An 18,959-nucleotide genomic window follows, 5' to 3' on the forward strand; every position below is an offset into this window, starting at 1 on the left:
TGGCCGACACACGCCATGCCACACCCGACACAAGGGAAAAGTGCCCGACGGGGCGGCCCCATAATAACAGAGCCGGGAAGGTTCCCGGCTCTGGATTCTACTGATTTTCCCGCGTCGCATCACAACACGGAGCATGACAGGCATGCACCTTAGGGCAGCATGCTCACCAGCACCGCAGGCTCGGCCTCCGGCTGGAAGTCCACCGACATCATCACGCTGAGGCAAGTGATGGTGACGATGGAGAACATGAACAGCTTGCGCGCCCAAAGGGAGTCATCCACCGCCGCCTTGTAGCCAGACAGCGCCATCCCCAGCCACCAGACGCTGACCGCGGTGGCCACCACCAGATACTTGTAGCCGGCGTAACCGCCGAGGAACAGCATCAGGGTCGGCACCATGAAGGCCAGGATGTAGAGGGTGATGTGGAGCTTGGCCACCGGGATCCCCTTCACCACCGGCAACACCGGGATGTTGGCCGCCTGGTAATCCTTGAAGCGAAAGATGGCGATCGCATAGGAGTGCGGCATCTGCCACAGGCTGAAGATCGCCAGCAGGATCAAGGCGCCCGAGTCGAACTGACCGCTCACCGCGCAGTAGCCGATGACCGGCGGCGCGGCGCCGGAGAGGCTGCCGACCAGGGTGCCGTAGACCGAGTGACGCTTCATGTAGAGGCTGTAGACCCCCACATAGACAATGAAGCCCAGCACCGCCAGCAGGGCGGCCAACGGATTGGCCGCAAAGTAGAGCAGTGCAATGCCCGCAATGCCGAGCGCGGTGGCGTACCAGAGCGATACGCCGGGGGCGATCAGACCCTTCACCAGAGCACGGTTCTTGGTGCGCTCCATGATGCAGTCGATGTCCCGGTCGATGTAGTTGTTGAACACGCAACCGGAGGCGACCACCAGTGATACACCAGCCATGGTCAGAATGAACAGGGGCACATCCAGGCTCCCCTTGGAGGCCAGCAGGAACCCTCCGATAACCGAGATGAGGTTACCGAAGATGATGCCCGGCTTGGTCACTTGCAGGTATTGCTTCATCATCATTGCCAACCTGCTCAGTGAACCATCATGTTGATGTTGAGGTTGTACATGATCCACAGGGAACCCACGACCACGATGGCGATGATGAGCACGGTAAAGATCAGTGCCACCAGGTTCCAGCGCTCCTCGGACGAGGTGTTCATGTGCAGGAAGTAGACCAGATGCACGAAGATCTGCACCACCGCCATGCCGACCACGGTGGCCAGCACGGTGGTGTGGGAAGCGGAGCCGTCCATCACCATCCAGAACGGCACCGCGGTCAGGATCAGGGACAGCACGAAGCCGATCAGGTAGCTCTTGGCGCTGCCGTGGCTGGCGCCGTGATTGTCAACGGAATGACTCATTTACATGACCCCCATCAGATAGACCACGGTGAAGACGCAGATCCACACCACGTCGAGGAAGTGCCAGAACAGGCTCAGGCACATCAGACGGGTACGGTTGCGATCGGTCAGCCCCTTCTTGGCGACCAGCACCATCATCACGATGATCCAGACAAGACCACTGGTCACGTGGATACCGTGGGTGCCGACCAGGGTGAAGAAGGCTGAGAGGAAGCCACTGCGATCCGGACCGTAGCCCTCGGCAATCAGGTGATGGAATTCATAGATCTCCATCGCGATGAAGCCGGCACCGAACAGGAAGGTGATGAACAGCCAGGTGTTGACCGCCGCGACCTTGTTCTTGTTCATTGCCAGCATGCCGAAGCCGAAGGTGATGGAGCTCAGCAGCAGCAGCATGGTTTCGGCAAACACGAACGGCAGTTCGAAGATGTCCTTGCCGCTCGGGCCGCCGGCAGTGCCGTTGACCAGTACCGCATAGGTCGCGAACAGGGTCGCGAACAGGATGCAGTCACTCATCAGGTAGATCCAGAAGCCGAATACCTTGTTGGCACCGGCATCGTGGTGCCCATCCTCATGGGCACCCTGGGTGTGATGTAGAACGTCAGTCGCCATGGAATTAAGCCACCTTGTTGATATTTTCAAAATGCTGACGCTCGATCCGCTCGATCTCGTCAACCTGCACGTAGTAGTCCACGTCGTCGTTGAAGCTGTGGATGATCCAGGTAGCGATCATGCCGACGAAGCCGGCTATGGCCATCCACCAGATGTGCCAGATCATGGCAAAGCCGAACAGGGTGCTGAAGGCGGCGATGATGACGCCGGCACCGGAGTTTTTCGGCATGTGGATCGGGTCATAGTGCTTGGGCTGCTGATAAGCGGAACCGTCCTGCTTGGCTTCCCAGAACGCATCCAGTCCCTTGATCTTCGGCTCGATGGCGAAGTTGTAGAAAGGGGGCGGTGAGGAAGTGGACCACTCCAGGGTACGACCGCCCCAGGGATCGCCGGTCAGGTCGCGGTTCTTCTCGCGGTCGCGGATGCTGACCACGATCTGGATCACCTGGCACAGTACGCCCAGGGCAATCAGCCCGGCGCCGCAGGCAGCCACCACCAGCCAGCCGTGGAACTCGGGATCGATGTTCTGGCTGACGCGGCGGGTCATGCCCATGAAGCCCAGTACGTAGAGCGGCATGAAGGCGACGAAGAAGCCGGTGATCCAGCACCAGAAGGCACGCTTGCCCCAGACGTCATCCAGCTTGAAGCCGAACGCTTTCGGGAACCAGTAGGTGATACCGGCGAAGCAACCGAACACCACGCCGCCAATGATGACGTTGTGGAAGTGGGCGATCAGGAACAGGCTGTTGTGCAGCACGAAGTTGGCGGCCGGCACGGAGAGCAGTACCCCGGTCATGCCACCCACGGTGAAGGTGATGATGAAACCGACGGTCCACAGCATGGGCGAGGTGAACTCGATGCGACCGCGGTACATGGTGAACAGCCAGTTGAAGATCTTCACCCCGGTCGGGATGGAGATGATCATGGTGGTGATGCCGAAGAAGGCATTCACGTTGGCGCCCGACCCCATGGTAAAGAAGTGGTGCAGCCAGACGATGAAGGAGAGCACGGTAATGGCGATGGTCGCCCACACCAGTGAGGTGTAACCGAACAGCTTCTTCTTGCAGAAGGTCGCCACCACTTCGGAGAAGATCCCGAATACCGGTAGCACCAGGATGTACACCTCGGGGTGACCCCAGGCCCAGATCAGGTTGATGTACATCATCATGTTGCCACCCATGTCATTGGTAAAGAAATGGGTACCCAGGTAGCGGTCTGCGGTGAGCAGGGCGATGGTGACGGTCAGGATCGGGAAGGAGGCGATGATCAGCACGTTGGCGCACAGGGCGGTCCAGGTGAACACCGGCAGGCGCATCATGGTCATGCCAGGGGCGCGCATCTTGATGATGGTGGCGAAGAAGTTCACGCCGGTCAGCAAGGTCCCCAGACCCGAGATCTGCAGACTCCAGATCCAGTAATCGACCCCGACCCCCGGACTGAATTCCAGCCCCGACAAGGGCGGATAGGCCAGCCAGCCGGTCTGGGCGAATTCACCGACCCCGAGGGAGACGTTGATCAGCACCACGGCCGCGGCGGTGAACCAGAAGCTCAGGTTGTTCAGGAAGGGGAAGGCGACGTCACGGGCACCGATCTGCAGCGGCACGACTATGTTCATCAGACCGATCACCAGCGGCATGGCCACGAAGAAGATCATGATGACGCCGTGGGCGGTGAAGATCTGGTCGTAGTGGTGCGGTGGCAGTATGCCCTCGCCACCGGCCGAGGCCATAACCTGCTGGGTACGCATCATCACCGCATCGGCAAAGCCGCGCAGCAGCATCACCATGCCGAGGATGAGATACATGATACCCAGGCGTTTGTGGTCCACCGAGGTGAGCCACTCTTTCCACAGATATTGCCACTTGCCGAAATAGGTGATGAGCCCGGCGACGGCCAGGCCCCCCAGAATGATACCGGCTATCGTGACCATGATGATGGGTTCATGGTACGGAATAGCGTCGAGTGTTAATTTTCCAAACATCAGTTAGTACCCGCTTTCACAGTCTTGTCGGCCGGCATGTGGCCGGCGTGGTCCATCTGCTCGCCCTGGGCCTCATGGTGCATGGCGTCGCCGTGCTCCATGTCTGCGTGGTTCATGGAAGCGTCATGCTCCATCCCCTCGTGGCTCATGGACTCGTCATGGGACATCACGGCCTGCTTTTCGCCGTGTTGCATGGCGGCGTGCTCGCCGTGCTTCATGTCGCCCATGAACTTGTTGATGATGTTGACGAACAGCTTGGGATCGGCGCTGGCGAAATACTCCACCGGGTGGTTCTCGCTCTTCTTGGCCAGGGCATTGAACTCATCCATGGTGTTGAGCGCCTTGGAGGAGGCCTTCACCTTGGCAACCCAGGCGTCGAAACCGGCTTGATCCTGGGTCGCGATGGCGTTGAACTTCATGCCTGAGAAACCGGCGCCGCTGTAGCCACCCGAGATGCCCTTGTACTGGCCTGCCTCGTTGGCGATCAGGTGCAGTTTGGTCTGCATGCCCGCCATGGCGTAGATCTGGCCGCCCAGCTGGGGAATGAAGAAGGAGTTCATCACAGTGTCGGAAGTCACCCGGAAGTTGACCGGGGTGTTGACCGGGAATGCCAGCTCGTTGACCGAGGCGATGCCCAGTTCCGGATAGACAAACAACCATTTCCAGTCAAGGGAGATGACATCGACCTGGATCGGCTTCACCTCGGATTCCAACGGTTTGTAGGGATCCAGAGAATGGGAGGTTTTCCAGGTGATCACCGCCAGGATGGCGATAATGATGACGGGTACGGTCCAGACGACCGCTTCAATCTTGTTGGAGTGGGCCCAGTCCGGTGCATAGGTGGCCTTGGTATTGGACGCTCGGTATTTGTAAGCGAACGCCACCGCCATCACGATCACCGGCACCACCACAATCAGCATCAAGCCGAGTGCGGTCAGTATCAGTGACTTCTGCTCCAGACCAACTTGTCCCTTGGGGCTCATCAGAGCCATGTCGCAGCCGCTCAGCAAGCCGGCAGTCGCGAGCAACAGCAAAGCGCCCAAGCCCCTCTTTACATCAAAAGGTCTCATGCAATGTCCTCATCTTCGCAGGGCTAAAGTTGTAAGAAAAACGCAGCATTCTATTTCACCCGGGGGGGATGTGAACAACATGAAAAATTAATCTTTCACTTGTGTGTGGATTGCGATTTCTGTGTGTTGCATGTTAATGCCTTGACGTCATGAAAATTATCAAAACCACCTCGACCCCCTTTCATCGCCAGCTGGTGCCATTTCACCCTGTATCTGTTTATTAAACAGACACCCAGTGATTTAACCCTTTACTTAACAAGGACAAATGACCCCCCTTTGTGGCTAGCCGGCCAAATTCCGGGCTGAAATCCGTGCGCATTTGGTCGCTCAGGGCAGAACAATTATGGGACTCGAAATTAACCATAATTAATCAAATTAAATTTCAATTAATTCCATGAGGTTGGTGCGGCTTTACCCGCAAACATGCACACCACATACGTCTCATGCGACCTGGCCGATCACAGGGTCCATCATTTTGTTTAATAAGTTATTATCAAACCCATGGACTCCATCCGGATATGGCGGTAGGTTGCGCCCCTTCGTTACTCGCCAGTCACGAATTCAACCTTATCCCATTTCTCACTCGACTCTTCATACACAGGGATTGCCATGAGCATCACACGCAGAGACTTTCTCAACGGCGTCGCCATCACCATTGCGGCCGGGGTTGCCCCCATCAAGCTGCTGCAAGCGGCCGAAGGCGGCACGGCACTGGCTGAAAAAACGCTGGTCTACCCGCCCGCCCTCACCGGGCTGCGCGGCAACCACCCAGGCTCCTTCGAACCGGCCCACAGCATCGCCCGCGACGGCAAACAGTATGACTTTGCCAACATTCCCCTCGAGGGCGAATACGATCTGGTGATCGTCGGCGCCGGCATCAGCGGCCTGGCGGCCGCCTGCTTCTATCAGCAACTGCTTGGCGCGGACAAAAAGATCCTGCTGCTCGACAACCACGACGACTTCGGGGGCCACGCCAAGCGCAACGAGTTCACCACCCCCGACGGCCTGCGGCTGGGTTACGGCGGCAGCGAATCCCTGCAATCACCGCGCTCTGTCTACAGCCCGGTGGCGCTGGGGCTGCTCAAGGCGCTCGAGGTCAACATCGACGAGCTGGCCAAAGGCTTCCAGCAGACCTTCTACCCGGATCTGGGCCTGAGCCGCGGCGTCTACTTCGACGAGAAGCACTTTGGCGTCAACAAGGTAGTGAGCGGCGACCCGGGCCACAACGTGGCCGACGACATCCCGCGCGATCGCCTGAACGGCCGGCCGCTGGCAGAGTTTATCGGCGACTTCCCGCTCGATGAGAGTGACAAGGCCGCTCTGCTGGCGCTGCACGAGGAGAAGACCGACTACCTGAGCGGCATGACCCAGGCGGAAAAAGACCTCTGGATGACCCGCAACAGCTACACCACCTTCCTGCGCGACAAGGTGGGCCTGAGCGAGCGGGCCATCACCTACTTCCAGCAACGCACCAACGACTTCCAGGCGGTCGGCATCGACGCCACCGCCTGCGCCGACGCACGCCTGTGCGCCCTGCCCGGTTTCGGTGGCATGAACCTGACCCCGCTCGATGCCGAAGAGCAGGCGGAGCTGGACGACCCCTACATCTTCCACTTCCCGGACGGCAACGCCGGCCTGACCCGCTTGATGGTGCGCAAGCTCATCCCGCAGGTGGCCCCCGGCCACACCATGCAGGACGTGGTGCTGGCCAACTTTGACTACAGCAAGCTCGACCTGCCCGAGCACAAGGTGCAGCTGCGCCTCGGCAGCACGGCGCTGCAGGCCAAAAACGTGCCGCTCAAAGACGGCAAACAGGGAGTGGACGTCACTTACATCAAGGAGGGGAAACTGCACCGGGTGCGGGCCAGGCAGTCCATCATGGCCGGCTACAACATGATGATCCCCTACATGGTGCCCGAGATGGCGGAGCCCCAGAAGGAGGCGCTGCGCCAGAACGTCAAGGCGCCGCTGGTCTACACCAAGGTGGTGATCAAGAACTGGCAATCCTTCGTCAAGCTGGGGGTGCACGAGGTCTACTCCCCGGCCGCCCCCTACAGCAGGGTCAAGCTCGACTACCCGGTCAACCTCGGCGGCTACGAGCATCCCAAGAACCCGGACCAACCCATGTGCCTGCACATGGTCTACGTGCCGACCCTGCCGGGCAGCGGCCTGTCGGCCCGCGAGCAGTCCCGCAAGGGGCGCGCCATGATCCTCGGCATGCCGTTCGAGCAGCACGAGCAGATGATCCGCGAACAGTTGCAGGGGATGCTGGGCGGCGCCGGTTTCAACCATGAGCAGGATATCCTCGCCATCACGGTCAACCGCTGGTCCCACGGCTACTCCTACATCACCAACACCCTGTTCGATGACGAGGAGCAGTGCGACAAGTGGATCGAGCTGGGTCGCCAGCCGGTCGGCAACATCACCATCGCCAACTCCGACTCGGACTGGAGCCCCTACGCCCACTCCGCCATCGATCAAGCCTGGCGCGCCGTCAACGAGCTGGTTGCCATGCACAAGGGAGGTGCCAAATGATCCGTTCCCTGACCCTGACAGCCAGCGCCGTGCTGCTGGCCCTGCCCGCCTTCACCCTGCAGGCCGCGCCTGCCATGTCGGCCGGCGAATACGTGGCCAAGCTGGGAGACTGCGCCGCCTGCCACACCAGCGAGGCAAGCAAGCCGCTGGCCGGCGGCAAGGGCTTCCCCACCCCCATCGGCACCGTCTACGCCACCAACATCACCCCCGACAAGACCCACGGCATCGGCAACTACAGCCTGCCCGAGTTCATCAAGGTGATGCGCGAAGGGATCACCCGCAGCGGCGATCCCCTCTACCCGGCCATGCCCTACACCGCCTACGCCAAGATGAGCGACGAGGATCTCACCGCCCTCTACCACTACCTGATGCAGGATGTGCAGCCGCAGGCTGTTGCCAACAAGGAGAGCGACATCCCCTGGCCGCTCAACATGCGCTGGCCGCTCAACGGCTGGAACTGGGTCTATCACGATGACAGTCGCTTTACCCCGGTAGCCGGCAAGAGCGAGGAGTGGAATCGCGGCGCCTATCTGGTGCAGGGGGCGGGCCACTGCGGCAGCTGCCACACCCCGCGCGGGCTCGGCATGCAGGAAAAGGCCCTGACCGAGGCGGATCCCCTCTATCTGAGCGGTGCCACCCTGGATGGCTGGTATGCCCCCAACATTCGCGGCACCCGCTACGACAAGCAGGCGCTGATCGATCTGCTGAAAACCGGCCGCAGCCAGCATCAGGCCGTCAGCGGCCCCATGGCGGAAGTGATCACGCACAGCAGCCAGTACTTCAGCGACGCGGATCTGGCCAGCATCGCCACCTACCTGACCGAACTCGGCGACGACGCGGCGGCCAGCAAGGGCAACCGGGCCTACGCCAGCGCCGGTGGCAAGGCGGACTACGCCATGTACTGCTCCACCTGCCACGGGGTCAATGGCCAGGGCAATGACCACGTCATCCCCTCGCTGGTGGGCAACCAGACCGTGCTGGCCGAAGACCCGAGCAGCCTGCTCAACGTGCTGCTGCACGGCGCCGAGACCCCGGTCACCCAGGGCAACATCGGCTACCACATGCCGGGTTATGGCTGGACCCTCAACGATGAGCAGATCGCCGAGCTGGTCAACACCCTGCGCGCCTCCTGGGGCAATGAAGGGGTGGCCATCAAGCCGGAGACGGTCAAGGCCCAGCGCGCCCTGCACCAATAAGTCACGCCGACCATAACGAAACGGGCCTCCAGTGGAGGCCCGTTTGCTATGTGAGTGACGACTCACCCCTTGCGCGGTTTGGAGCCGGAGAGCGGCACCGCCCCCGGCCGGTAATCGCCATAGGGGAAGATATTGCGAAAGCGCTGGGCCACCGGCTCGGGAATGGAGCGGGAGAAGACCAGCTTGACCCCATCGCCATCGCGCTGACCCAGGATGCGCCCGCGCACCGTCTCATGACGCAGGATCTGCCTGGCCTGCTCGATGAACGCCGGCGACACCTTGCCCCGCTTGACCTGCACCTTGCCTGGCGCAAGCCGGATCTCGAACAGGGCGCCACGCCCCAGCTTCATCAACCACCAGATGAGGGCGATCGCCACCAGTAACGACAACCAGGCCATCCTGTTTCTCCTTCTTCACACGGTTGCGGACAGTATAAGCCGCAACTGGCCCCCGATTGTTTGGCGCGGATCACAGCCGCGCCTCAAGCCCGGCCGCAGGCCACCCAGCTCGCCAAGCTCCCTAGCGGCTGCGGCCCCAGGCCACCAGCGTCTCCCGATAGAGCGCCAGCAGCGCCTGAGCCCGCACCGCCACACCCACCTGCTGGGCGCGATAATCGGCCCAGCCGTCGTGGGGGTGGGACTTGCCGTCAAATTTCTGCAGGGTGTGACCGATGGCAGGCCCCTCGTTGATGACCCGCACCGGCCCCTCGCGCAGGGTGAACAGAGTCGGATCGATCACGTAGGCGATGGCGGACGGGTCGTGCACGTGGCAGCCGTCGAGCCCGATCCGTTCCGAATAGAAGCGCAGGTAGAAGCGGCTGACATCCCACAGGAAACGCCCCGGCTCGCCCGCGTCGTCGCGCAGTGCATCCAGATAGGCGCTGCTGAAGAAACTCTGCTGGGTCACGTCCAGCCCGATGATCACCACCGGCCAGTCGGCGGTGAATACCCGGTCGGCGGCATCCGGATCGTCGTGGATGTTGGCCTCGGCATAGGGAGTCACGTTGCCGCGATGGCCGTTGACGCCAAAAGCGCCCCCCATCACCACCACCTGCTTCACCAGGCCGGTGATCTCGGGGGCCTCTTGCAGCGCCAGCGCCAGATTGGTGAGCGGGCCTATGGTGACCAGGGTGATCTCGCCGGGCGCGGCCTTCACTGCCTCGACGATATACTGCCAGGCCGGCCGGGGATCCGGCGCCAGGGTCACCTCTCCCGCCGTCACGTCCCCAAACCCGCTCGGCCCGTGCACCACGGTGGTCGGGCCCACAGGTTCGCGCCGCAGCGGGGCGGCCGCCCCCTGTGCCACGTCCGCCTTCATGCCGTATTGCTGCTTGAGCCAGAGGGCGTTGCGGGTGCCGTTCTCGATGGTGGCATTGCCAAATACCGTGGTGATGGCGAGCAGCTCGATGGCGGGGTGGGCTTCGGCAAACAGAATTGCCATGGCGTCATCAATACCGGGATCGGTATCCAGAATGATCTTGTGAGTCATGGGGCCTCCTTGGGCAACAGAGCAGCCAGTGTAGCGAGCCGCCGCCGCTTTAACAGCGCCGGGATCACAGCCTGAGGCTTTGCCCTTGTCCGCCTTGCCCAAGTGGTGGCATTTCATACAGGGATGACGACGCGGCAGGAAACAAGGAGAGGCGAAGCGGGTGGCGCCGGCGAAATAGTGGGCAAGCGAATGGCCGGTGAGTGCCGCAGCCTTGTGGACCAGAGGGTTGGGTGGTATCACTGGGCCACACGATTCACCCCGCTCACCACCTGCCGAGGCGCCATTGATCACCCTGATAAAAGAGTCCGACCAGCTGAAGATGCCCTGGAAAAACAAGCAGGGCACCACAGCCCAGATCCTCATCTCCCCTGCCGGCGCCAGCCTCGACAGGCTCGATTTTGCCTACCGGCTGAGCTCGGCGCCCATCAAGGGGGCCGGCCCCTTCTCGAAATTTCCCGGCTATCAGCGCATCCTGCTGCCCATCAGCGGAGCCGGCTTCGTGCTCAACGGCCACCCCTACGCCACCTTCGAGGCGGCCCACTTCAGCGGGGATGACGACACCCACTGCGAACTGCTGAAAAAAGAGGTGACGGATCTGGGGCTCATCTATGATCCGGCCCGCCTCAGCGCCAACGTGCGGGTGCTCAACCTGCCCTTCCCGCTCACCCTCACCCTGGAAGCGGACAAGACCTATCTCTGTTACCTGTTGAGCGGCCAGCTCGCGGCGACGGGCCACCCCATGGCGGTCAACGAGACCCTGCTGATCAGCGGCGAGCAGAGCATCCACTTCGACTGCCAGAAGAAGAGCGCCATCGCCTTCTTTACCCTGCAGCCCAAATAGGCGGCAGGAGCAGGCCTGACACCGGTCAGCGTTTGGGCGCCCGTCCGCCGCTGTCGAGGCAGGCCTGCATGGAGTCATAGGGGGTGTAGTGCTTGGTGCGGCTGTAATAGGTGCCGCCCTGGGGATGGCAGATGCCGTTTCTGCTCTTCTTGACCGGCGGCTCCGCTGCCAGTGCGATGGCGCACACCAGCAGCAGGCAACCGCTGATCACCCATTTCATGGCTTTCATGACGACCTTGGTTCCTCTCGAGCGGGCCTAGCAGGCCCGAAAGGCGCCCATTTTACTCCTTCACTCCCCCGCTCACCCGGCGCCGGATCATAAAACGGAGCGCCATAGCGCCATCACAGACATCCAACTCACGCTGCAAGCGGCCACAAAAAAGCCGGGCAGTACCCGGCTTCTGGATCGGCATAACGTGCTTAGCCGACCTTGAAGGTACCCTTCATCATGGCGAAGTGGCCGGGGAAGGAGCAGAAGAAGGTGAGATCTTTGCCGGCCAGGCCGTCGGTCTTGAAGGTGACGCTGGTGCTCTCGCCGCCGCCCACCAGTTTGGTGTGGGCCAGCACGCGCGGGTCATCCTTGGGCAGGTAGTTGTTGTCGGCACCGGCGCTCATGCCAGCGGTGGCCACGGCCTGATAGTCGGCGGTGGTGGCCAGCGCCCAGTTGTGGCCCATGGCGGTCACCGGCATCTTGCCGGTATGGTTCAGGGTCACGGTGACCTCTTTGCAGGTGGCCGGTACGCTCATCTCCTTGAGGTTGTACTGCATGGCATCATTGCCTTCGATGACCAACGCGCACTCATCGGCCAGAGCCGGGGCCGCCAGGGTGCTCAGAAACAGCAGGGTAATCGCCTTTTTCATCATCCTCTCCTTTGATTGGCAATAGATGGCAACACAATTGCCTGCGGGCTCGCACCATGGCTGGCAAACATGCTGTCAAAATCGACCTTATTCTACTCAACTGTCGTCATTCGGCTATGTCTTTAGCGCAAAGCTGCGGGTCAGGTCACCAGATTGCCCCCATTTGTTGTCTGGACGAACCGGCCGCGCCACCCACTAACCACTCTTTGTTTAATTATCCCCCGCACTTTTGTCCAGCCGCGGCTCGCCCGCCGCCGCCCCCTTGGCTAAGCTGGCGACCCCGGCACGCTTGCCTCCCGTGCCATCCGTTTCAGCCAAAGAGATCCGTCATGTCGCTTCTTGCTCGCCCGGCCCATCGTGGCCTGTTGTTGACCCTGCTGCTGATGCTGACCGCCTGTCAGCCGGCCCCAACCCAGACCCGCATTCAGGGCAAGACCATGGGCACCTTTTACGCGGTGACCCTGAGCGACCCCTTCCCGGGCGGCGAGCCTGCGCTGCAACAGGAGGTCGATTCCCTGCTGGCGCGCATGAACCACGAGATCTCCACCTACGATCCGAATTCCCTTATCTCCCGCTTCAATCAGGGCAGCGGCCAGCCCCCCATGGCCATTCCCGCCACCATGGCCAAAATAGTGCAGCAGGGTATCGACGCCGGCCATCTCACCGCAGGCAAGCTCGACGTCACCGTGGGCCCGCTGGTCAACCTGTGGGGATTCGGCCCGGACAAGCGGCCCGTCAAACGGCCCAGCGCCGAGCAGATTGCCAGCGCTCGCCACAAGGTGGGCATCGACCGGCTGACATTGGTGCCCGAGGGGGATCACTTCCTGCTCGGCAAGCGCATCCCCGATCTCTACCTCGATCTCTCCACCCTGGGCGAAGGGGCGGCCTCTGACGAGATTGCCGGCCTTCTGGAGCAAAAAGGGGTGCACAACTACCTCATCGAGGTGGCCGGCGCCGTGCGCAGCAAGGGCAACAACGCCAAGGGCAAGCCATGGAGGGTGGCCATCGTCGAGCCGTCCGACCAGCCCGGCGCCTTCTCGGACGTGGTGATCCCCAACGGCATGGCCCTCAGCACCGCCGGCAGCTATCGCAACTACTACGAGCTCGACGGCAAGCGCTACTCCCACATCATCGACCCCGCCACCGGCCAGCCCATCAGCCACAAGCTGGTCTCCGCCAGCGTCATCACCCCGACCGCGCTCGAGGCCGACGCCCTCGACACCGCCCTCATGGTGATGGGGCCGGAGCAGGCGATGGCCTTTGCCAAGGCGCACGGTCTTGCGGTCTATCTCATCGTCAAGACCGAGCAGGGCTTCGCCGCCAGCCATACCCCCCAGTTCGCCCCCTATCTGGTGGCCAAACAGCCATAAATCCGCTGCCATCACCCAGCCGCCATAAAAAAGAGGCCCCGCACTGCGGGGCCTCCTTGTCTTCAGGTCAGCGTATTCAATGAGTATCCGACAAGGCCCGACTGTTTGGGTCATTCGGCCCGGCGCAGGTCCGCCCTCCCCGGCATCAGGCCAGTGACCACCGACCGGATGCTTTCAGGCTACTCCCCGCAGCCGGCCGAGTCGGCAGACGGGCGCGCCACCCGGTTGCCCGCCCCGTAGAGAAGAAACACCAGCACGCAAATCGCGGTCATCACGGCGAACAGGGCCGGGCCGCCCCACACCTGCAACAGCCATCCCCCCACCAGGGGCGAGAGTGCCCAGCCAAGCCCGGCCAGCGCGCTGGCACCGAAGTAGCTCCCCTTGAGGTGAGCCGGCGCCATCTCGTCGATCAGCACGTTGAAGAGCGGGAACAGCACCGCCTCCCCCACGCTCAGCAAGAATACCGCCACCAACCAGGGCCACAGCAGGGCCGGGCTCGACAGGGCGAACAGCACCTGGGCGGACGCCATCAGCAGGATGGAGAACTGCAGCCGCAGGCTCACCCGCCAGCGCCGGGTCAGGTGCAGCAGCGGAAACTGCAGGGTGATGATGGTCAGCGCATTGGTGGCCACCAGCAGGGCCACCAGGGTCTCCACCTCGGGGGCGCCGGCGCGGGTCAGGTACTGGATCAGCGGCGACTCCACCTGGGCGTAGACCAGCATCATCAGCAGGTTGGCGAGGATGAACAGCATGAAGGCCCGATCCCGCCCCACCACCCCGAGCATGGCCCCCAGGGTGAGGCCCGCATCCGGCCGGCCAGCACACTCGCGGCGAAAACCGAGCAGGAAGGCGATGCCGAGCAGGCCATAGCTGGCGGCCGTCACCACGAAGGTCTCCTGGCGCGCACCCAGCCCCACCATGACGCCGATGAGGGGCCCCACCCCCGCCCCCACGTTGAGCAGAAAGTAGCGCAGGTGCTGAGCCAGCTCCCGCTGCGCCTTCTCGGGCAGCAGATCTCCCATCAGCGCCTTGCCCGGCGTGTCGATGAAGGCGTAGGAGAGACCCGAGCCAAACACCCCGAGGGCGATGAGCCAGAGAGAGTGGCCAAACCCGAGCAGCAGGTAGGCGCCGCACGACAGAACGCAGCCGAGCAGCAGTATGGTGCGCCGGCCGAGCCGGTCGGAGAGCCAGCCGACGTAGAAGCCGATGAGGCAGGAGAGCACGGCCGCGCCGCCCAGCAGCATCCCGATGCCGGACGCCGAGAGATCATACTCCCGGTAGAGCAGGATCGAGAGAAAGGGCCAGACCATGAAGAAACTGGTGCGTACCATGAAGGTGCCCAGGATCACGATCCAGACCAGCGGAGGAAAGGGGGGCAGGCGCATGGGAACTCCTTGTCGCGCAATGGCAGCTGATCCGCAGGGGAAAGCATTCAGTGGTATCAAAAGACACCTGAGCGCACAATCCCCGCCCAGAAAAAAACCGCCCGAGGGGGCGAGCTCGGCGCAGGTTTGTGGATGGCGGCGCCGTCCAGGCCAGGCTGGTGTTCGCCGCCTGCCCTCCCCCAATCTACCCCCTATTTGGTCCGGCAGAAGCCATGAACGGCGGGGCTTGGCGGAAAAACCGCGGCAGCGCCCCATGTTCAATTGCCTGTCTGCGCGCTTTGGTGGCACACTTCTGTTATCCGCCCGTAGCGCCCTGACCAGACAGATGCAGACACCGGAATCCGAGCCAGAGAAAAAAGCCCCACCCAAACCGAAGCGCATCCTGCTGGTCAACGAACAGCGCTCCTTTCAGGTGATGATGAAGGCGATGCTGATCAACATCGGCATCAGCCGCATCACCTATGCCAACTCGGCTGAAGAGGCGAGACGGCGCTGCCAGAAAGAGACCTTTGACATCTACCTGCTCGATTACGAGCTGGGGGTCGGCGAGAACGGCCGCCAGCTGCTGGAGAGCCTGCGGGATCAGAAGCTCATTCCGCCCCAGAGCGTGGTGATCATGGTGAGCGGTGACAGCTCCCGCGCCATGGTGCTGAGCGCGCTGGAGGCCGAGCCCGACGAATACCTGATGAAGCCCTTCTCCCAGGAGCAGTTTTCGTTTCGCCTCAAACGCGCCCTCGCCCGCCGTCAGGCGCTGGAGAGCGTGTTCAGCGCCCTTGCCAAAGAGGATCTGCCCACCCTGCTCGCCGCATGCGCCGAGCGGGCCGACGCGGTGCCGCGCTTTGCCAACTTCTGCCGCTGTCTGCAGGCTGACACCCAGCTCAAGCTGGGCCAGGCCAAGGAGGCCCGCAGCCTGATGCGCCAGCTGCTGGCCGGCCAGGAGAACAGCTGGGCCCGGCTCACCCTCGGCAAGGCGTGCCACACCCTGGGGCTGAACGAAGAGGCGGTGAGCCACCTGCAGGCCACCCTCAAGAACACCCCGCTGATGGTGGAAGCCCACCTCTGGCTGGCAGAGTCCCAGCTCGCGCTCGGCAACGACGAGCAGGCCCAGCAGGAGCTCAAGCGGGCGGTCGACATCTCGCCCCAGTCGGTGCAGCTCTCCCGCCGGCTGGCGGAGGTGTGCCTGCTGCGCCACGACTACGCCCAGGCCAAGGACGTGCTGCTGTCGCTCATCGACCTGTCGCGCAACTCCATTCATCGCACCCCCCACTACCTGGGGGCCTATATCCAGTCGCTGACCCTCTACGCCCTCAACAGCAACGACATCTACCACATCGCCAACCTGCAAAAGCAGGTCAACTCGGCCCTGTCGCGCATCCGCGATTCGCTGATGATGTCGGAGTTCAACTACCCGGTGTTCGAGCAGATCTGCCAGGCCCGGGTGCAGATCGCCCTCGGCGAGCTGCTCAAGGGCAAGAAGATGCTCTACCGCGCCAACCAGAACTGGCTCGATCAGCCGGCCACCATGCCCCCCAGCCTGCTGGGCGAGACCATCCTCGCCCTCTATCAGCTCGGCGAATTCGAATATGCCGAGAGCCTGCAGGCGCTGCTGGCCGAAGACGAGGATCGGCTGCTCACCACCTGCATCCAGGCCACCCGCGACGACAAGACGGTGCTCGAGCGTCGCCAGCGCTACCAGCAGCTCAACGAACTGGGCATCAAGGCCTATCAGAGCGGCGAGCTGGAGCAGGCGCTCGGCCACTTTCGCGAAGCGCTGCGCCGGGCCCCGGCCAATACCGGCGCCGCCCTCAACAAGATCCAGGTGCTGCTGCAGCTGATGCAGAAAAACCGCAAGAGCCCGGAGTTTGGCGCCGAGTGCAAGGAGACCCTGGAGGTGCTGGACGGCATCCCCCTCAATCCGGCACAGCAGGATCGTTTTCGCAAGCTGCGTCAGGAGTTTACCCAGCTCAGCTGACCAGGGCCCGCTCGCCTATGCTGATACTGACTCGGCAAAGGGAGGAGAGTGGCGATGGCCATGTGTCGATATCTGGTGGCGGACGGTCGCCACTGCAGCGAAGAGGCGGGGGATCATGATCTGTGCCGCTGGCACGATCCCCACGCCAATCATCAGGATCCCCACACCGCCCGCGAGCTGGAGCACTACATCCAGCAGGGCGGGCTGTGCCACGGCCTGCAACTGGCCCGCGCCAATCTGGCGGGCCTCAATCTGGTGAAAAAAGGGGCCCCGCAAGGATTCCTGCTGGAACAGTGCAACCTCTACCGCGCCAATCTGCAGGGGGCCCACCTCTACGGCATTCGCATCAAGGGCGGCAGCCTGATGAAGGCGGATCTCAGCGAAGCCAACCTGCACTGCGCCACCCTCGACGACGTCAACCTGCTCGGCATTCGCTGGCACAACACCCGCCTCGACAACCTGGATACCGGCAAGCGGCTGATGCAGGAGCGACGCGGCCGCAAGGAGCGTGACCCGGTGCAGGCCCGCATCTGGCTCAAAGAGGCCGAAGAGACCTATCGCGATCTGCGCAAGGCCTCGGAAGCGCAGGGCATCTTCACCATGTCCGGCCGTTACATCCAGCAGGAGCTCACCATGCGCCGACTGCAGTTGCCGCTCTGGTCGACCCAGCGCTTCACCTCCTGGATCGTCGATCTGTTCTGCGGCTACGGCGAGGCCCCCATGCGGGTGGTGCTCTTCTCCCTGCTGCTCATCTTCATCTGCAGCATCTTCTACTTCTTCTTTGGCCTGAGCTTCAACGGCAACCACCTCATCTACCGGCCCGGCGCTCCTTTTGAGCAGAACGCCATCTTCCTGCTGGAGTGCCTCTACTACAGCGTGGTGACCTTCACCACCCTGGGTTATGGCGACTTCACCCCCATCGGCCTCTCGCGGCTCTTTGCCGCCTTCGAGGCCTTCACCGGCAGCTTCACGCTGGCGCTGTTTGTGGTGGTGTTTGTCAAGAAGATGACCCGCTGAGCCCGCTGTGGCGGGCGGCCCGCCCCGGATGTGGCCCCTCGCCTTCACTTGCATCCACGGCGGATTCCTAGTCCAATAGCCACTTATAAAAATGACATGAGCATCCCGGACATGAAGATCATCTCTTTCAATATCAATGGCCTGCGCGCCCGCCTGCACCAGCTGCAAGCCATCATCGACAAGCATCAGCCGGATGTGATCGGCCTGCAGGAGATCAAGGTACACGACGAGGCCTTCCCGCTGGCCGACGTGGAGGCCATGGGTTATCACGTAGCGTTTCACGGTCAGAAGGCCCACTACGGGGTGGCCATCATGAGCAAGCAGAAGCCGGTCAAGGTGGAGAAAGGCTTCCCCACCGACGATGAAGAGGCCCAGCGCCGGATGATCATGGCCACCTTCGAGCGCGAAGACGGCTCCCTCATCAAGGTGATGAACGGCTACTTCCCGCAGGGTGAAAGCCAGGATCACGAGACCAAGTTCCCGGCCAAGCAGAAGTTCTACGAGGATCTGCAGCACTATCTGGAGACCCACCACACCCCGGGCGATCAGCTGGTGCTGATCGGGGATATGAATATCTCCCCCACCGATCTCGACATCGGCATCGGCGAGGCCAACCGCAAGCGCTGGCTGCGGGATGGCAAGTGCTCCTTCCTGCCTATCGAGCGCGAATGGATGGAGCGCCTGAAAGGGTTCGGCCTGACCGACACCTTCCGCGCCGCCAACCCCACCGAGTGCGAGCGCTTCTCCTGGTTTGACTACCGCTCCAGGGGCTTTGACGAGAACCGGGGCCTGCGCATTGATCTCATCATGGCCTCCGACGCCCTCAAGGACACCGTGACCGAGACCGGCATCGACTACGAGCTGCGCGGCATCGACAAGCCTTCGGATCACGCCCCCATCTGGGCCTGCTTCGCCTGATAACGACAATGGAGGGGGCATTTGAAGCCCCCTCTGTGACCAAGCCCCCACTTCCCTCGCTTGTTCCTTCTTATAATTCCCTCCGGGTCTCCTGCTCCCCAGCAAGGTCACGCTGCAGGGTCTGCGTGCCTGACACAAATTGTCGCGGCCCCCTCCGCCACTGCGAGATCGACACCGACAACTTTCAGTGTCGAGCAGCCTGGGTTCAATATTCGTGCTCTATCATTAGAAAACTGTCAGTAATCCAATGAGTTAAATTTGTAACCATGCAGTTAACCATGTTCATGAAGAAAAAGGCTGGGCGCGGCAATCGCGCACCATCCCAC

17 protein-coding genes are annotated in these 18,959 nt (G+C 62.2%); 7 read left to right on the top strand and 10 right to left on the bottom strand.

The genetic code is table 11. From position 1 onward, the window contains the following. Window positions 1-149: 149 nt before the first annotated feature. The 5 genes from cyoE to cyoA are packed head-to-tail and all read right to left on the bottom strand — an operon-like array spanning window position 150 to window position 5,050. Window positions 150-1,046, bottom strand: a complete 897-nt coding sequence (gene cyoE, locus QLG02_RS01220; protein WP_005302932.1) for a heme o synthase — start codon at window positions 1,044-1,046, stop codon at window positions 150-152. Window positions 1,047-1,057: 11 nt separating this feature from the next. Beyond that, window positions 1,058-1,387, bottom strand: coding sequence for a cytochrome o ubiquinol oxidase subunit IV (locus QLG02_RS01225; RefSeq protein ID WP_005302933.1), 330 nt, complete (start codon window positions 1,385-1,387; stop codon window positions 1,058-1,060). Next, window positions 1,388-1,999: a cytochrome o ubiquinol oxidase subunit III gene (locus QLG02_RS01230; RefSeq protein WP_016351429.1), complete on the bottom strand. Its 612-nt coding sequence runs from the start codon at window positions 1,997-1,999 to the stop codon at window positions 1,388-1,390. It lies immediately after the preceding gene. A 4-nt stretch (window positions 2,000-2,003) separates the two neighbouring features. Continuing rightward, window positions 2,004-3,980, bottom strand: coding sequence for a cytochrome o ubiquinol oxidase subunit I (gene cyoB / locus QLG02_RS01235; protein ID WP_024945052.1), 1,977 nt, complete (start codon window positions 3,978-3,980; stop codon window positions 2,004-2,006). Next, window positions 3,980-5,050 (bottom strand): cytochrome o ubiquinol oxidase subunit II, encoded by a 1,071-nt coding sequence (gene cyoA / locus QLG02_RS01240; RefSeq protein WP_080602798.1) that lies wholly within the window; start codon window positions 5,048-5,050, stop codon window positions 3,980-3,982. The genes cyoB and cyoA overlap by 1 nt, the downstream gene beginning before the upstream one ends. 609 nt (window positions 5,051-5,659) lie before the next feature. Between cyoA and QLG02_RS01245 the strand changes: the two genes are divergently transcribed. Both QLG02_RS01245 and QLG02_RS01250 read left to right on the top strand, forming a co-directional pair. Then, window positions 5,660-7,585, top strand: a complete 1,926-nt coding sequence (locus QLG02_RS01245; RefSeq protein WP_282464302.1) for an NAD(P)/FAD-dependent oxidoreductase — start codon at window positions 5,660-5,662, stop codon at window positions 7,583-7,585. Next, window positions 7,582-8,781, top strand: coding sequence for a cytochrome c (locus QLG02_RS01250; protein WP_236766591.1), 1,200 nt, complete (start codon window positions 7,582-7,584; stop codon window positions 8,779-8,781). Before QLG02_RS01245 ends, QLG02_RS01250 begins: the two co-directional genes overlap by 4 nt. 62 nt (window positions 8,782-8,843) lie before the next feature. Here QLG02_RS01250 and QLG02_RS01255 read toward each other — a convergent pair whose 3' ends face one another. Both QLG02_RS01255 and QLG02_RS01260 read right to left on the bottom strand, forming a co-directional pair. Then, complete coding sequence (locus QLG02_RS01255) at window positions 8,844-9,179, bottom strand: DUF3634 family protein (protein WP_273761732.1); 336 nt, start codon at window positions 9,177-9,179, stop codon at window positions 8,844-8,846. A gap of 121 nt (window positions 9,180-9,300) precedes the next feature. Next, window positions 9,301-10,269 (bottom strand): nucleoside hydrolase, encoded by a 969-nt coding sequence (locus QLG02_RS01260; protein ID WP_273761733.1) that lies wholly within the window; start codon window positions 10,267-10,269, stop codon window positions 9,301-9,303. 283 nt (window positions 10,270-10,552) lie between these two features. Here QLG02_RS01260 and QLG02_RS01265 point away from each other — a divergent pair, with 283 nt between their 5' ends. Further along, window positions 10,553-11,110 (top strand): HutD family protein, encoded by a 558-nt coding sequence (locus QLG02_RS01265; RefSeq protein ID WP_282464303.1) that lies wholly within the window; start codon window positions 10,553-10,555, stop codon window positions 11,108-11,110. A 25-nt stretch (window positions 11,111-11,135) separates the two neighbouring features. Here the strand turns inward: QLG02_RS01265 and QLG02_RS01270 are convergent, their stop codons facing one another. Continuing rightward, window positions 11,136-11,339 (bottom strand): hypothetical protein, encoded by a 204-nt coding sequence (locus QLG02_RS01270; protein ID WP_011706750.1) that lies wholly within the window; start codon window positions 11,337-11,339, stop codon window positions 11,136-11,138. 191 nt (window positions 11,340-11,530) lie between these two features. Next, window positions 11,531-11,971, bottom strand: coding sequence for an azurin (azu, locus tag QLG02_RS01275; RefSeq protein WP_011706751.1), 441 nt, complete (start codon window positions 11,969-11,971; stop codon window positions 11,531-11,533). A gap of 329 nt (window positions 11,972-12,300) precedes the next feature. Here azu and QLG02_RS01280 point away from each other — a divergent pair, with 329 nt between their 5' ends. Next, window positions 12,301-13,341 (top strand): FAD:protein FMN transferase, encoded by a 1,041-nt coding sequence (locus QLG02_RS01280; protein WP_282464304.1) that lies wholly within the window; start codon window positions 12,301-12,303, stop codon window positions 13,339-13,341. Between the two features lie 179 nt (window positions 13,342-13,520). Here the strand turns inward: QLG02_RS01280 and QLG02_RS01285 are convergent, their stop codons facing one another. Further along, window positions 13,521-14,726, bottom strand: a complete 1,206-nt coding sequence (locus QLG02_RS01285; protein ID WP_282464305.1) for an MFS transporter — start codon at window positions 14,724-14,726, stop codon at window positions 13,521-13,523. A gap of 325 nt (window positions 14,727-15,051) precedes the next feature. Here QLG02_RS01285 and QLG02_RS01290 point away from each other — a divergent pair, with 325 nt between their 5' ends. The 3 genes from QLG02_RS01290 to xthA all read left to right on the top strand — a co-directional run bounded on the left by QLG02_RS01290 (window position 15,052) and on the right by xthA (window position 18,633). Further along, the gene (locus QLG02_RS01290) at window positions 15,052-16,698 is read left to right on the top strand and encodes a tetratricopeptide repeat-containing response regulator (protein ID WP_024945060.1); all 1,647 of its coding nucleotides are present in this window, start codon (window positions 15,052-15,054) and stop codon (window positions 16,696-16,698) included. A gap of 54 nt (window positions 16,699-16,752) precedes the next feature. Then, entirely contained in the window at window positions 16,753-17,715 is a 963-nt protein-coding gene (locus tag QLG02_RS01295; RefSeq protein WP_282464306.1) for an ion channel, read from the top strand. A 111-nt stretch (window positions 17,716-17,826) separates the two neighbouring features. Next, complete coding sequence (xthA, locus tag QLG02_RS01300; protein ID WP_041217889.1) at window positions 17,827-18,633, top strand: exodeoxyribonuclease III; 807 nt, start codon at window positions 17,827-17,829, stop codon at window positions 18,631-18,633. The last annotated feature ends 326 nt before the right edge of the window (window positions 18,634-18,959 follow it).

Source organism: Aeromonas sp. V90_14, assembly GCF_029967615.1.
GTDB classification, from domain to species: Bacteria; Pseudomonadota; Gammaproteobacteria; order Enterobacterales; family Aeromonadaceae; genus Aeromonas; species Aeromonas hydrophila.